The sequence below is a fragment of the Hyphomonas beringensis genome (genome assembly GCF_000682755.1).
In the GTDB taxonomy this organism is placed as follows: domain Bacteria; phylum Pseudomonadota; class Alphaproteobacteria; order Caulobacterales; family Hyphomonadaceae; genus Hyphomonas; species Hyphomonas beringensis.
The window spans coordinates 27,349-43,186 of record NZ_AWFF01000034.1 but is presented as its reverse complement, the minus strand read 5'-3'; the positions used below and the strand labels follow the sequence as shown (position 1 = coordinate 43,186).

11 protein-coding genes are annotated in these 15,838 nt (G+C 56.2%); 1 reads left to right on the top strand and 10 read right to left on the bottom strand.

Annotated features, from left to right (window positions below):
* Positions 1–4 precede the first annotated feature (4 nt).
* From HY29_RS08355 to HY29_RS08325, 7 genes are all read right to left on the bottom strand, one after another.
* On the bottom strand, positions 5–3,046 hold the full coding sequence (locus HY29_RS08355) for a TonB-dependent receptor plug domain-containing protein (protein ID WP_051601323.1): 3,042 nt from the start codon (positions 3,044–3,046) through the stop codon (positions 5–7).
* A 400-nt stretch (positions 3,047–3,446) separates the two neighbouring features.
* Complete coding sequence (locus HY29_RS08350) at positions 3,447–4,889, bottom strand: carboxylesterase/lipase family protein (RefSeq protein WP_206741944.1); 1,443 nt, start codon at positions 4,887–4,889, stop codon at positions 3,447–3,449.
* 36 nt (positions 4,890–4,925) lie between these two features.
* The gene (locus HY29_RS08345; protein ID WP_162176699.1) at positions 4,926–5,411 is read right to left on the bottom strand and encodes a VOC family protein; all 486 of its coding nucleotides are present in this window, start codon (positions 5,409–5,411) and stop codon (positions 4,926–4,928) included.
* On the bottom strand, positions 5,386–5,922 hold the full coding sequence (locus HY29_RS18395; protein WP_162176697.1) for a c-type cytochrome: 537 nt from the start codon (positions 5,920–5,922) through the stop codon (positions 5,386–5,388). The genes HY29_RS08345 and HY29_RS18395 overlap by 26 nt, the downstream gene beginning before the upstream one ends.
* A 26-nt stretch (positions 5,923–5,948) precedes the next feature.
* Positions 5,949–7,295, bottom strand: coding sequence for a DUF1552 domain-containing protein (locus HY29_RS08335; protein ID WP_034795504.1), 1,347 nt, complete (start codon positions 7,293–7,295; stop codon positions 5,949–5,951).
* Entirely contained in the window at positions 7,292–8,986 is a 1,695-nt protein-coding gene (locus HY29_RS08330; RefSeq protein ID WP_051601320.1) for a DUF1592 domain-containing protein, read from the bottom strand. Before HY29_RS08330 ends, HY29_RS08335 begins: the two co-directional genes overlap by 4 nt.
* 6 nt (positions 8,987–8,992) lie before the next feature.
* Positions 8,993–10,330 carry a hypothetical protein gene (locus tag HY29_RS08325; protein WP_034795502.1) on the bottom strand — a complete coding sequence of 446 codons (1,338 nt, stop codon included), beginning with the start codon at positions 10,328–10,330 and terminating at the stop codon, positions 8,993–8,995.
* Between the two features lie 608 nt (positions 10,331–10,938).
* Here HY29_RS08325 and HY29_RS08315 point away from each other — a divergent pair.
* Positions 10,939–11,550 (top strand): TetR/AcrR family transcriptional regulator, encoded by a 612-nt coding sequence (locus tag HY29_RS08315; protein ID WP_034795497.1) that lies wholly within the window; start codon positions 10,939–10,941, stop codon positions 11,548–11,550.
* Here the strand turns inward: HY29_RS08315 and HY29_RS08310 are convergent.
* The 3 genes from HY29_RS08310 to HY29_RS08300 all read right to left on the bottom strand — a co-directional run bounded on the left by HY29_RS08310 (position 11,547) and on the right by HY29_RS08300 (position 15,787).
* Positions 11,547–12,383: a TetR/AcrR family transcriptional regulator gene (locus HY29_RS08310; protein WP_155838260.1), complete on the bottom strand. Its 837-nt coding sequence runs from the start codon at positions 12,381–12,383 to the stop codon at positions 11,547–11,549. The two genes, HY29_RS08315 and HY29_RS08310, sit on opposite strands and share 4 nt — an antisense overlap.
* A gap of 138 nt (positions 12,384–12,521) precedes the next feature.
* Positions 12,522–14,084: an MmgE/PrpD family protein gene (locus tag HY29_RS08305; RefSeq protein ID WP_051601318.1), complete on the bottom strand. Its 1,563-nt coding sequence runs from the start codon at positions 14,082–14,084 to the stop codon at positions 12,522–12,524.
* A 101-nt stretch (positions 14,085–14,185) separates the two neighbouring features.
* Positions 14,186–15,787: a carboxylesterase/lipase family protein gene (locus tag HY29_RS08300; RefSeq protein ID WP_081811298.1), complete on the bottom strand. Its 1,602-nt coding sequence runs from the start codon at positions 15,785–15,787 to the stop codon at positions 14,186–14,188.
* Between the last annotated feature and the right edge of the window lie 51 nt (positions 15,788–15,838).

The following is a 15,838-nucleotide window of genomic DNA, read 5'->3' as shown; positions in this document are numbered from 1 at the left end:
ATGATTAGAAGGTCGCTTTCACGCCGACCTGAATGGTACGTCCAAGCGCATCTGCCGTGCGCGGATCGTAACCAAACTCGGCACGGACATAAGGCGGATCTTCATCAAAGATGTTTGCGACAGTTGCCGAGAAGGCCAGATTGTCACTGAAGTTGAACACATAAGTCGTGTCAAAGCGCAAGGAGTGATCAACATCGATACCTTTGGTGATCAGACCGATCTCATCCGTTGTTCCGGGATAATATCCCAGAGGGTCAACGCCGCCGCGCTCATCCTCAACGCCGGACACGTAGCGCGCGACCAAGCGCAGATTATGTCTTTCACGATTGAAGTTGATATAGCTGTTTACCCGCCACTCCGGAGCAGAGAATGGAATGGATTCGAAGTTCAGATAGCCAAGACGGTCATCTGCAGGGGCCACTTCGACGCCATCAAGAACACGTGCCGTGGTTTCCAGCTCTGTCACCTTCGTGCCATCCACCCCGAATGTCAGGTCGCCATCATAAAGCGGCATGTCATAGCGAATGGAAAAATCGACGCCCGATGTCAGCTGGTCGGATCCATTTCCGATATCCGTAACGACCGTATTCAGATCATTGATCGAAGACGTCCCCTGCACACACTGACCATTAGGTGATGTAGCCGTGTTATTCAGCAGGACCCGTCCGATAAGCGGACTGGAACAGTCTGCAAGACCCGTCCCCTCGGCGAACACGATATTCGCAATCTGGTTGTTCGTGGCCAATTGGTCGATCTCACCTTTCAGGTGAATATCAAAATAATCGAGCATCACAGACAAATGGTGCCCTGACGCGAAGCCATCGCTGTCCCAGATTACGCCGAGGTTCCAGGATTCCGCTTCCTCAGGCTCAATGTCGGTCCGCGTGACGGTTTGGGCGCCAAGCCAGTTGCCATTCGCCCGGTCATACGCGCGGACAATACTGGCGACACTGCCCGGAGACAGGCTGATGTCCGGCGCCAGGAAGTTCGTGCCATAAGAGGCACGCATGGACAGCGGACCGAACACGTCCCACTTGCCTGCGATCTTGTAGACCGTAGCATCCAGCCCGCCGGAGAATTCCTCCCGGCGCGCCGCAGCTTGTACATTCAGCCTGTCATGCAAAGGCAGGTTCAACTCGGCGAAGTAAGACATCGCCTGACGGTCATAAGCTTCCGCCTCATCAATGCCGTAAAACCCGAATGGCCCCGGACGGTTGAGCGTACAGCCATTGAAGTCAGGGTCTGTACTCGGCAGCGGGCGCTGACCGACAGGCCAGGCACATGGCACAGCGCCATTGTGGAAGTCGCTGGGGTTGTACTCAGATGTTTCATCCTGACGCCATTGTGTGCCAGCCGCCCAACCGATCGCACCGCCCGGCAACTCAATCGGCATCATGCCGTTGAAGACCAGATCTACCGTCAGATTGGTTGTGGTCGTTTCCGCATGGCGCGGATCAAAGAGCCAGCCGATCAGGGCTGGGTCATTCTCTGTACCCGGCACATAATTCGGGTTTTCCAGGCCAAGCTCAGGCTGCTGGGCATAGGAAGAGGAGAACGGGTTGAACCACAAACATCCATTCTGCCCCGCGGCGCCCGGGTTCTGCGTGCCCAGCGTATTCGGATCAAGGTCTGCAGCACTACAGGCTGGGCCGCCGAAGCCATTCAGAGCTTCCTGAAGACGGAACCCCAGATAGTCAGCGTCTTCATAAGTAAATTTCTGCTGATTGTACGTAACGGCAAAATCATAATCTATGCCAGCGGCTGGACCGAACACGCTGCCCAGAGACCCATCCAGAGATGTGGAGATACGCCAGATCTGATTGTCGACGCTGGCGGAGTTGGAGTTTCCTTCACCGCCAGAAGTGACCGTTTGGCCCTGGTGGGCAAACGGCCGCAACAACACGATCGAATAGCGATCTGTCAGGCCATAAAGTGGGCTCTGGTCCCAGCCGGTCCGTGCGGCGAAGTCCGCCACATATGGATTCGTTTGCGGCACAAAGTATTGAAATGTTGCCCCTGTGGTCGTCGCTGGGCCCTGCGTTGTTGGCAGGGATGGCGAGTTGAACTGATTTGGGACTTTCACATCCGCATAGGCCACTTCGATATGGAAATCCGTATTCTCATCAATCTCGGTATTGAGCTGGCCATAGATACGGAAGATGTCCTGATCTTCAACGAGGTTGTAATAAGGCGCATAGCCATAACTACAGGCCGTGCCGCCAGGAGACCCGGGCGCATAAATGCCGCCTTGGGATTCGCAGCTTTCCTGTGTGTAGTCATACAGGGATCCAATCGTCGTACCGCCAGCTGTTTGTGGCAGGTACCGCGCCAGGTTCGTCAGGAATGACCACGCGGTCGGATTTTCCCAATAGGGCAGCGACGAGAAATCCCGCTCTTCCGTTTCCAGACGTGAGCGATGTGACCACTCCGCCGAAACCATTAGATTGGTCGGGCCTTCGCCAATGCCGTACAACGCCCCCAGGTCCCACTCCCCATCGGACCCATCGACATATTTGTAGTCAGCCTTGACCTCAAAGCCGACGAATTCAGACTTGGTGATGAAGTTCACAACCCCGCCCACGGCGTCTGCACCATAGATGGTCGCCGCGCCATCTTTCAGCACTTCGGTGCGTTCCAGCGCCATCATCGGAATGTTGGAAATATTCTCACTGACTCGTCGACCATTGAGCAGGGTCAGCGTGTTGTCAGGGCCAAGATTCCGCAAGTTAAAGGCTGGCGCGCCGATGCGGTTACCACCGCCGAAATAATTGGACTCGCCATATGTCGGGCCGGACTGGGTCAGGTTTTTCGCAAAATCCAGCCCCGTGGGACTTCCCTGCAGCTCCAGCTCATCGGCAGAGTACACGTTTACTGGCAGCGCAGCGTCTTCAGGCGTTCCGCGAATGGCAGAGCCGGTGACGATGACTTTTTTCTGACGCGCCTCTGTTTCATCCGTTCTCTCGACACGGACAACTTCATCTTCCTGTGCATATGCAACGGTGCCCCCAATAACATATGCAACAACCGCCAAAGAGGCAGTCTTCATGAACACTCTCATATTTTCCTCCCAATCCGGTTTTATGGGTCGCCCATCGAGGGGCACCGGAAGCCTGATGAAATTACAGTCCAATTGGTTTGTAAATATCTTTTTGCAAATCTCACCAGAAAATATGCTCCAGGCGGACTCCGATTTCTGCCGGAATACAAACTAATGACTGTTTTTATTGTGTTTTATAAAAAACCCCGGGAAATACTATCTCACCAATAAATTCCAGGAAAATCATGCGCGTTCCGTCTCAAGGGAAGACGAGACACGTGATTCCGGTACAAGGCGGCACTCATGCCGTGACACAGAGCTCCGTATACGCCTCACCAAAACAGCAAGGCCCGGGGCAGCATACACCACCCCGGGCTTTCAACTATCTGAGTTCACTTACTGGCCGAGCCTATTCGTTTGCGCCGGGGCCATCCGGATACATGTCAGCATCAGAAATCTCGATAGTCGAACCGAAATTCATGACTGCCTTGCTCTCCGAGTCGTAAGCGGGCCACTCAACACCGTCCGCACATTTTAGAGAGGTTGCATCTGTCGGCATCTTGTAAAATGCCACCCAGCAGGAATTGACCCACTTCGCCATTGCGCGATCAGCCTCTCCAACATCCCCGGCTGCCCAGCCGGACGTATCTATACTGTCAAATGAGAAAATGAGTTCTGCCGAGTGAATTGGGCCAGATGGCCAGGCCTCCTTGCGGAATTCCGGTGTATAGTCAAACCGGTAGAGCCAGGCTGGCGCCCCCGTATCCCCGACCTCTGCGACCAGATCTTCCGCCGCATGAAAACCGCGCTCTCCGCTATTCGCACCGACCAGAACGGGAACATCCAGCTCCTCACCGGCCTCGAGCACCGCTTTGGGAGACCGCACAAAGAACTCCCCATCCAGAATGGTGCCAAATCCTCCCCGCAAAACAGGATCATAAGAGAAGGTCTGCGCCGATACGGTCCGCAATTGCTCAGCAGTCACGTCTTCAGGAACATCAATTGTAGCCAGGGCTTTGACCGTTTTGGCCTCTGCATCCTCAAGCGTCATTCCTTTTGAGACATACGCACCCGACTGAATAACGGCCTTGTCAAACAGACCCTTGGCAGATGGGAGCGTGAGGAGGTTGACGACCATGACCCCGCCGGCAGACTGACCGGCAATCGTGACGTTTTCCGGGTCTCCACCAAAAGCCTCGATATTCTCGGCGACCCATTCGAGCGCGGCAACGGCGTCCATCATGGCGAAGTTTCCGGTTGGCCCGTCCTCACTGGAAATAGCCGGATGCGCAAAACTCCCAAGGGAACCCAACCGGTAATTTATAGGAATGGTGATGATGCCTTTGGCAGCGTTTGAGGTGCCGACATAAGAACCGAGATGCCCTGCCCCCAGAAATGCCGCCCCGCCATGCAGCCACACAACCACAGGCGCCTTCTTCGCAGCAACAGGCGCATAGACCTCAAGATACAGGCAGTCTTCAGACTGTACGCCAGCCACACCCCCCTGATTTGGTGTTGCAGCGTCCACAGGAACAGGCTGAGGGCACGGCGGTTCGTACGAGACCGCAGCGCGGTCGCCAGTCCAAGGCGCAACGGGCTGCGGAGCCTTCCAGCGCAGCGGACCGACAGGTGCTGCAGCATAGGGCACGCCCTTGAAAACAAGGGCGTCGCCTTCCCGTGCTCCAACCAGAGTTCCTGCACTCGTTTCAACCGAAACCGTTTCGATCACTTCATCGACCGGCAGGATGCGAACGAACTCAGCTGCAGCCTCGGCAGGCTCTTCCGCCATTACCGAAGGCGTCGCCATCGCCGCCGCAAGCGCGACGATTGACCAGACAGGTTTGATTTTCATTTTTCCTCCCACTCACCCTCTTTCGGGCAATTATTTTTAACGCTGGATGAACTCCAGAGAATTTCCATCAGCATCCTTCGCTATGCCCACAATGATTGGCAGGCCCGGAGCAATAGGCGCCGCCTCACGCTCCACCTCCAACCCCTCGGCCTTCATGGCATTGACGACAGATTCTGCATCATCCGTATAGAATACAACCCGTCCTGAAGCGAGGGTGGGCACATCGCCAGTTGCCTGGAACAGGACAAGCTTTGTGCCTGAGGAATCCGGCGTCATGAGAATGTTCTCGACATATCCCTCACCAGAGGCAGAACGCTCCACCTCAAGACCGACGACAGACGTATAGAATTCCGTCGCTGTTTCCAGGTCGGACACATTGAGAACTGCGGCAGCAATCTTGTTGACCACATCCGGCTGCGGCGCCGTCTCCTCAGCCATAGCTGGAGCGGCAGTAACCGCGATCCCGGCAAGCAATAGCGCGCCCCCTGCGGCCCGCTTAGTCTTCTTCACGAAACTTGTCATGACAGCTCTTGCATCCTCCTCCGACAATCTGGAACTGCGCGGCAATCGCCTGCGCATCATTATTCGCATTGGCCTCTGCCAAACCTGAAACAGCCGCCTCAAACTCGGACAGAACCTGCTCAAACTCTTCCGGGTTTTCCCAGACGGCCGCTTTCGTCTCCGTCTTGAATCCACTGGCTGGTCCCGTGCCCTCCGGAAACCAGCTGCCAATTTGGGCCGCATAGCGCACGACGGAATCGACAGAGAATTTTACCGTCGTGCTGTCTGGCCTCCCGGCTTTCAGCTCATCACCGATTGCCTTGAAGGCGGCGCCCATATCCTGAAAGTTTGCCTGGCGGGCATCGATAAGCTGCTTCACCTCCTGCTGCTCCGGCGTAAGAGACGACATGTCGACCTCCGCACCATCGCCGCCACAAGCAGCCAGCATCGCGATGAACGGCAGAGCCAGAAAGCCCCTGCGCAATTTCAAGTCAGCGCGCACACCAACTCCAGTCCTGTATTTAAGCGTCATATATGTATTCCTGTGATGAGAGGCGGTTAGGCCAATATCTGTGTTACGGAATTGTCCGTCTCCATTGAACGGGTACCCCAACGTTCGATTGGCACACCGGCAATCTGCTGCATCGTCAGACCGACACGCGTGATCGGATCCCCATTCGCTGTGACGACCTGGCCCGTCTTGATGCGGCCACCTGCGCGTCCAGCCGTCATCATTGGAATTCCCTGAACTGCGTGGATCTTGGCCCATGACGTATCGGAGTGAGCAAAGACGAGACAATTGTCGAGCAGGGTGCCGTCACCTTCCGGCACATCCGCCAGCGCCTGAACGAATGCCGCCCAGCCCTTCATATTCTCTATGACGAACTTGCTGGTTTCGATCTGATAACCGACATCCGGATCAGTGAACTCTTCATGCGTATACAGATGGTGACTGCTGGCTTCCCCCGAGCGATGCAGGCTGGAGGCGGAGTTGGAGAAAACGACGTTGAAATTGCGCGTCTGGTCACAGGCCATTGCCAGCGCCAGAAGTTTTGCCATCAGCTTATGGTTCTCGTGGACATTGGCCAGGTCATAATTCGCATCATGCTCGCCCGGACGCTCAGGCATCTGGCAAGCCTCCGGAATGACAGGCTCCTCCGTCTGCAGTTCGAGCTGCTGCTCGACTTCGCGCACGGAGGTAAAGTACTGGTCGAGGCGGCGGCGATCTTCCGCTCCAAGATTGGCCTCAAGCGCCTTGCGCTGCTCGCTAACGGCAGAGAGCACACTGATACGGCTCAGCGTTTTCGGGTCCGGCTTGAACTCACCCTCTCCCGGCTTGCGCAGCCCTGCCGCAAAGATGCGATCATACAGGGCGCGGGCCGAGGTTTCAGGAGTGTTGCGCACCTGCGCGGAGCGATAGCTGTACGTGTCAGCGGGATTACCGGTCGCCGTAAAGTCGAGAGACTTGAAACGGGTCCCAACTCCGAGACGATCGGCGATGGCCGTTTCAAACGTGCCGCCCTCAATCACGCCGAATTTTAGCGGCGCGATACCGGAGCGCAGGCTGAATGTGCCACTGACATGCACATGGTTCGGACGTCCGTCGAGAATGGCATCGAAGCCCGTCAGGAAGTTCAGGTGCTCTTTAATCGACTCCAGCGGCAAGGATTCCGGCTGCAAAGCGAAACCGGCCTCACCTAGTGTGGGGCTCCAACGGCCAGGCGTAACGCCGCAGCCCCAGAACCACGTACCAAAGCGCAAGGGCGGCTGACGAACCGCGCCGGTTCCAGCGAAAGCCGGAAACATGCCCTCCAGCCATGGCAGGCCGATCGCGAGGGCTGACCCTTGAAACATGCCGCGCAGAAGTGTGCGACGAGAGAGAGGGTTTGTACGTCCGAAGCTCATGATTTCTTTTCCCTTGTCTGGGTGGCCGCCTCTTGCTGGTTGACGTCTGGGACCGGCACCTGCGGCGCGGATACGGCGAAAAATTCGTCACTCAGGGCAATCTCTCGCAGGAGAGGAATGATCTTCTCATCCGAGCGCGAAAATTTCTTCTCAAGGCGATTTATCCATTGAATGTCAGATGCCTGAGGTTTTCTGCCTGTGGCATATTTCTGCATCTTCTCCACAAGACAGGAGGTCGTTGCAGGGTGGTCCGCCAGGGTCTCTTCAAGGCCATCGACATTGTCGAACTCATAACCATCGAACGCGCCGCTGACGTCTATGACAGCCCCGTTCTCTTCATACCTCAGCCGGCCCACACCATCGAAATTCTCCATGGCCAGTCCGATCGGGTCGATAAACTCGTGACAGCTGGCACATGCATCATCTGTGCGGTGCTGGGTAAGGCGAGCTCGCGCCGTCTTGAATTCGGGGTTGCTGGTATCCTGAACCACGGTGAAGTTCACCGCGGCAGGCGCGGGCGCCACAGACTGACAGAGCAAGAGCTCTCTCACCGCAATGCCGCGCAAGGTGGCAGAGCTGCGTCCCGGATGGGCGTGCAGAGCGCTGAAAGCGATGTGAGACAGCAGGCCACCACGAGGATCATCTTCTGTGAACTCAACCTTCTCCCAGCCTTCTACGGCGCGGACGGGCACCTCATAGATCATACCCAATGGCCGGGTCACGAAGGTTTCCTTGGCTGTAAATATGTCCGTGTAAGGGCCAGCTTTATCCAACAGGTGATAGTCCAGAAAGCGCAGAACCTGCTCGCGACCATCCTCGGAAACACGCTGATTGAAAGCCGGATAGATCAGCTTGTCCTTTTCGAGTGTGGCGAAAGCATCCAAATGCAGGAAATCCTCAAAGAAGGCATTCATGCCAGTACGCACATGCTCGGAGTTCAACATGCGATCGACCTGAGCTTCGAGACCATCCTTGGTATCCAACTCGCCAGCAGATGCAGCCCTCAGTAATTCCTCATCCGGCGCGGTATTCCAGAGGAAATAGCTGATGCGGGCCGCCTTTGCGTGCCCGGTCAGTTCCAGCGAACCATCCTCGCCCTCTGTTACGGTATCCATGATGAACAGGAATTCCGGCGAAGACAGCATTCCTTCCAGAACAAGGCCGGTGGCTGCATGGAAATTCCCGAGCTTTTCCATGGCCAATTCGGAGATCTGCAGCCACTCCGCCAGAGTGACATCTTTCATGTCACGGCGGAAAATCTTTTCCCCGTATTCGGAAATGATCTGCTCAGCGCAAGCGGCGTCATATGTTGCAGGCGCTGGCACATCGCAGGGCATGTATTTTGCCCAATTCTCATCGCTGACAACCTGTTCGGCAATACGCCCCGCCATGGCATAATATTGCTCATAGCCGTTGCCACTGATGGAGGCCTCACTGGCGCCAACCGCGGCCAGGCCATCCACACGAATATCTGGTTCGAACCGGCCGACGACCTTGATCTCAGGCGAGAATATATCGGCCACACTGTTGCGATACTGACTTTCGGTCATACGGCGCATCTGCGGTGGAGGCGGAGGGCCCGTCACCTTGGGACCGCTCTGTCCGTTCAGTAGACCGGGAACGAAGTAGATACCCGCTCCGATGGCTGCAACAGCGACACCTGCCAGAATTGAATTACGAATAACTGACATGACGACTTACTCTTCCTTGCTTTCCGAGGTCTCGGGATTTTTCCTGGACTTCGCTGCGGCTGGCGGCCCGCCAGCCCCTTTGGGCTCTCGCAGCTCAGCCCCCTCAACAGCAATGTCTTCCAGCTCCACACCGTAATAGTCACGGGTGTCGAGCACGTATTTCACGAGCTCTTCCTTGGGGGGATGGATAACGAAAGCCGGAACAGCGTCTAGCTTCATAGCCGTGGAAATGGCCGTGCATTTCCCCGTTTCCGGGTCCGGATAGCCATCCGCATATTTATGCAAGGCATCCCACACCGCAGGACATGTGTACCCATTGGCCACCTGCAACGCGCCCTGCTCATCATGGAAACTGTGCCAGTATGCATACTGAAGATCAAAATACCCGACGAGATCCCCTTCCGCCGTGCCATCTTCAGCAAGGTTCAGATGGATCTGCGTATCCTTGACGTAGTATTCGGCGGGGCGGCCCGTCCAACCGAATTTCAGACGCAGGTCGAAAGGCTCAGTAATCAGAACACCATTCTCGATCCGGCCCGTGGTTTCATTGTGCCAGAGCGTATTGTCCGTAACGGTCAGGCTGGCATGGCCGATACCCTTTTTCTCGCTGTCGTAGGGGGTTGGCTCATGACTGGAATAGACACCGACTTCGACGTAATCGTCATTCATCCGGTTATCTACATCCCGAATTTCCATCAGCGTGGTGATCTCGCCGTCGCGATACGCCCCGACATGATAGTCCTCCATGGCCCCGCCAGCGAATTCTGCATCGCGACGATAACTGTCGATACAGCCCATCACACGGTAGAGCTGGTTGTCGATCCCGCTACGGCCATCCGGCGCGGTGAAATCGGCAGCGCCACAGCTTCCGACATCGTCGCCAGAGGATGCCTTGCCGTCGAGGTCACGGCCATTGGCCAGATTACTCTGAACAGTACGCAGCGGCGGATCATCATACGCATCCGGAATATTGCAGATGGATGTGCCATTATGCTCCCGCATCCGCTTGCCGGAGAGGGCATAGCCCATCTTGTAATAAGTTGACCGGTTTTCCGGTTGCAGCAGGTATTTCTGCTTCTCTTCCGGCAGGCCAAGAATGGCCAGGTCCCGAAGCGCATAGGCATAGCCCTCCGGGCAATCGTCCGGAGTCTCCAGATTGTCATACCAGAAGTATGAGAAGGCCAGGCCGATGGTTTTGGAATCCTGATTGACACTGCTGACAAGCGTTGCCTCAACAGGCTCAGATGCGCTTGCCTTTACAGGCTCTGACGTCTCAGAATTTCCGCACGCCGTCGCGCATACCGCCGCCCCGAAGGCGACCGTGATAAGCAAGCTCTTACGCATGCTGTCCTCCCGTTTTCTTGTATTGAGCGCTTTCTGCCTGGGACCAGGAAATGCAGTAACCTTCCGGATTGGCCGGCAAATCATCTATCGCGCACGTGCCGCAGTCACCGCCAGAGACCTTGAAGAAGGTGCAATTCGCGCAAGACTTCCCGCTGACATTGGACGCTTCCACATATTTGCGCCCGTCCCGCGCAGCCTGCTGTGAGCGGGTCAGCTGCCCCGGCGCTGCACATTGAACACCCGATGATTTTTGGCACGCACTGACCGCAGCAAGACCAGCAGCAGCCCCCGCCACCCGTATCAGGGCATGACGCCTCGTAATCTTCTCCATAACGGACTTTCCGCCCTTTTCAGTGTTTCACTCCCGAGTCTGACAATACGGAAACGGCCTTGGCCCGTCAATGACAATCGCACTATTATAATAACGGATGTGGACTGTAAATTGACTCGCAGGCTGAAGGGCAGGCTCAAACCGACAGGGTGAATCCGGACAAAAGCTCAGTAAAAACTGGCGAGAAGATGCCCAACGACACAGCATGTGCAGTCCGCTATTGGCGTTTGGAGCTTATGAACGATACAAATACAGGCAATCTTGCTTCGGGGGCCATATGAGCGACAGCCAGACCATACTGTCACCTTCCGTAGACCCCACATCTTCGGCGCTAACCAGCGAAGAGCGGATACTTGCTGCAGCGAACAGTGAGTACAATCAAACCGGAAGCCTTCCCCTGTCGCTTGGCGCCATTGCCGAGCGTGCGCAGCTGAGCCGGTCCCTGATCTATGCGCACTTCCCGGATCAGTACGCGCTTATCAACGCATTGCTGGAAGGGCATATCAGTCTGCTGCAGGATGAGGCTGCTCACACCCTTCTGCAAGGGAATAGCCTGGAGGATACGGGCACGGCGTTGGCGGACTTGCTCCTTGAGCACTATCTGACGGCGGGCCTTTTACTCGCTGAAGCCCCTCAGGATGATTTCTGCAGGGGACATTTGTCGCTGAAGGTGCGCAAATTCTATCGCAACTGCATCATGACGCTCGCACAAAAGGCTGTTGCGGAGTTTGGCCTTGTCCAACGCCAAGCGCGCGCCACCGTATTGATGCTTTCAGCCCTGCCCGAGCAAGCCGCCAGACTTTCGACCACTCAGCAAGTGCCGAGCGAAACGACGCGCGCAACACAAAAACGGATCATTCGGCTGACTGTTGATACATTACGCAGCTAGGCGCTTTCGCGATCCAAAGCTGCAGCTATCACCACAGGAATGCAGAGGCGCTCAGCCTCAGCTAGCGTAATTGTGGAGCTGGTAACCAGATCCCCCGCACGGATGACAAGCGCTGTGAGCATCGAGACAGACGCAAGCGCCTCAGCCTGATCCACTTGTTTTTCCCGCAACAATGCAGAGACATGCTTTTCAGAGGCCGCCTGCCGAACAGGCTTTCGGCGTTCATTGACGCGCTGGCGAACTTTCGAGTTGCGCATCAGACTTTGGAAAATCGCGCCCTGCTCAGACGCAAGACGCAGGCGGCTTAAAGAAGACATGACAACTTTTGCGACCCGCGAGCCGCCACGCTCCACCGCAACAAGACGCGCCGCCTCATATGCCTCGACTTCTTCAACTGCGAGCTCGACCAGCAAATCTTCACGCGTCGAAAAGACATTGTGAGCCTGAGCCTCGCTCATTTCCAGCTGCAACGCGATGCGACGCAACGAGACTTCGTGCACGCCTTCAGACAACGCAATCTGTCTTGCAACATCAAGCATCATCCGTCGACGCTCTTCAGGAGAGTAGCGTACGCGGCGCTTACGTTCATGCCGGCACGCCCCGCCGATCTGTACAATCTCATCCGGATCGCTGAGGGCTTCTGGCTTGCTAACGTCCCGACTAACCGCCTCGCTGCGCCAATAGCCTTTGGGAGGACGGGGGATGTTCAGCCTGTCGCAAACCTTGGCAAGGCCGTTAGCGCTCATACCCAATTCAGGCGCCAGCACCGACATCGGCTTTTGCCAGATCAGATCAAAGAGTTCTGACTTCTTCAAATTGTGTGATTCAGCCACAGCACGCACCGCCATATCCTCAAGACAGACAGGCTAGTTCATGCATGCCAATCAGACAATGCGGCGATCACACGCTGACAACCACACCAATCAGAAGCAAATTACCTCGCATATGCCACCCTAAGTCAGGGCCTCTTATCAGCCGCCCGAGACCATATGAACCAGATCAGTGGCAGATTGTAACTGTTCAAGATTCCGGGTCGCATCCACGACATCCTTGGCGCGCGCCTTGCCCAGAACAGGCTCCATCAGCTCAAGCGCCTTGGCCTCTACATCTGCGCGAGACATCGGGTGGGAGGGGAACCCCCGTACCCATGGGACATATTCCTCATGCCCTCCGCTCTCGCTATCCTGAACGATCACGCGCGCAGACTCTGTACGGTCTTCGCCTGGTCCAGCCTCCTGCTTCGGATCATGCGCAACCTCAACCCGCTTCATCAGCGCGTGAACCTGCATATCATTCAGGAAGCGCTCACGTGACTGGGCTGCAACGAAATCCAGCTTGCCATCAATGACAATGATGGATGCCAGGTAGCGAAGATTAAGCGCCGGCATCTCAGCATCGCGAAAGGCCTGCCAGCGGCCCGGCATTTCGATACGAATGCTTTCAAGCGTCGAAGGCGAAGTATGCTTTTGAAGATCCAGCAATGCCTGAATGGCGGGCTGGGTCGGCCCGCCGACTGGATACCGTTTATAGGCCGTAAGCGGAAGTTCAGATCGCGTATCCAGATCTTCAATCAGATATTTCGGATTATGATCGCGGCCAAGGAATACACCTTGATTCATATATCCGTCAGCATTGTCAAAGCTGTCACGCACCCCCCGGAATCCTGCCTCGACAAGCAACGCGGCCTCAACGCCATTCCGCGCCCCGAGCCCCGCAAAGACAAAGGACTTTTCAATGTGCTCAACATCCAGAAGCCACTGCCAGGAACCAGACGCCTGTTGCGCAGCATATGACATGACATAGGCCACCTGGTCTGCACTCAGCCCCAGCATGGAAGCCGCTGTCGCCGCCGCACCGAAACAGGGACCAATCGCGTGATTGGCGATACCGGAATAGTAGAGATTCCCGATGCCTAGCGCTTTCGGCATGCGCCCGCTTAGCTCATAGCCCGCAATGCAGGCATGCAGAACATCCTTTCCTGTAAGGCCGCGATTTTCCCCCAGCGCAAATGCCGTGCTGACAACAGCTGGCCCTGGTTGAACAAAGGCAGAGGGAATGAAGTCGTTGATCTCCGCACCATGGGCAATCATCGCCCCCGCGAAGACTGCATCCACGATGCCCGCTCTTTCCGTTGTCGCCAGAACGGTCGCAGCATTTGACGCGTCAGCAGATTTGAACTGCGCGTATTTTCGGGCCAAGGCCGCTGGTTCCAAATCACGGCACGCAACGGCGGAGGCCAAGGTATCAAGAATATGCCTCTTTCCAAGATCCAGGAATTCAGACTTGATCCGGGCATCCCGGATACCGGCGATATAGGCGCTGATTGTCGGCGTCAGGTTCAGGTCTGTAACCGGCTGAGGTTTTTCCGCTTCTGCGGGTTTCGGCGCCTCTTCAGCCTGCTCCGCCTGAGCAGGTCCGGCAGCCGTGGCACAAGCTGTGAGCGCTACGGATGCCCCGGCAAGCCCAACTCCAAACATGTCCCGTCTGGTCAGCGCCTCTTTCTGGCTGTTCTTCTCTGTTTTCTGATGCGTCATGATACGTCCTCACACTTTACCGCGTCACGCGCGGCTTATCGTTATCCTGTTGCGAATACGGGTGCTGAGACGGCTTCCCCTCCGTCCCACCCGCGAAAACTTCATCGCCGATGAAGGGCAACTCCCTTCAATTGCTGGGACTCATATCTGGACATGAACTCTCGTTCGGCCTTATGCGGATCACTTTCCAGATGGGATGGCACATCGAACATCATGGTATAGCGATCCTCCAGACCAAAAGGCTTCCACTCTGGCAGGCTTGGATTGTTTGGATTGCCGTCATGCGCGAAGGAAATCCACGCATTGGCCATCGCATCCACCATGGCTCGCGTCTCTTCCGTTTCAGGCCCGGTAATGTGAGGCACAGTATCAACATTGTCGAACACGAATGGAAGGTCGAGCGAGTGCTGACTGACCCGTCGACCACCTTCAACAGGCTGGCGCCACATCAGGCGATAAACATAGGTGTCGCCCGTGCCGCCTGACCGCGCGCGAGCCTCGGCCAGAAGAGTCTGATCACGAACATAACCGCGCGCTGAAGCAATCGTGAAGAAAACCTCTGACGGGTTGGCCTCTGGCCGCGACGCCTGGAAGGTCTCGAAGGCCTCCTTGATGTCCTCTTGCGGCAGAAACATTTTCAATGCGCCCATGGCTTGCGCCTTATCCATGTCAAAAATCCCAGGTCGGCGGCCCAGCTGGCTGGTCAGCTCAGTGCGTGTTGTCCCGACTATGAGGGGTAGATGGCTGGAGCGTTTAGGAGCCTCGGGGTAGAATGGATGCTGTTCAAAACACTCGCCATCAAGCACCGGAGAGAACCGATTGCGCATACGGTCGCGCACCTTCAACTGGGCTGCCGTAAGTTCGGCAACGGAGAGGGTTTGGAGTTTAATGGCATCACCAGGCGCAATCTGCAGCTCTTTCAGCAATTCATACGTCAGCTCATTGGCCATTTCGCGCGGTTGCACAGCGATATGAGCCCCGGATTGGATGGCCCCCTTGTGAAACAATCCCTCGGCATCTTCTCCGGCATAACAAAGGCTGACTTTCCGTCCGCCTCCAGACTGGCCGTAAATCATGATGTTGTCCGGATCACCGCCAAAGCGGGAAATGTTGGTGCGGACCCAATTCATTGCCGCGACAAGGTCCAGATAGCCCACATTGCCTGACCGCGCGAAGTCATCCCCCAGCACATCCCCTAGATGACAATGGCCAAATACGTTCAAACGGTGATTGATCGTTGCGACAACAACATCGCCTCGTTTAGCGATGTTTGTACCGTCATAGATGTTGATCGAGCCTGCTCCGGCCTCGAAACCACCCCCATGGAACCACAACATGACCGGACGTTTTGCGGTATCAGCGGCGGGCGTCCACACATTGATGCGCAGGCAGTCATCACTCATCGTCTCAGCGCCGGCAAGAAACGTATCCTGCTGTGGAGACTGGTCACCGAACTCATAAGCCTCGCGTATACCAGCCCATGCAGAAGGGGCTTGAGGTGGCATGAAACGATTGCGCCCCGCCGTGGATTCGCCATAGCGCATTCCCCGGAACACCATCACCCCGTTTTCAGATAGCCCCCGATATCTACCCTGTGCTGTCTCCACCACAAGAGGAGAGATATTTGCCGTAGGCTGACGTGTGGCACATGCTGACACGGCCGCCGCGCCCGTCATGAGAAGGTGGCGTCTATTGATGATCATCGTGTTCCTCCCAGAATCGCATTCGCTGATCTGGGAGGAGGTTTTACGTCG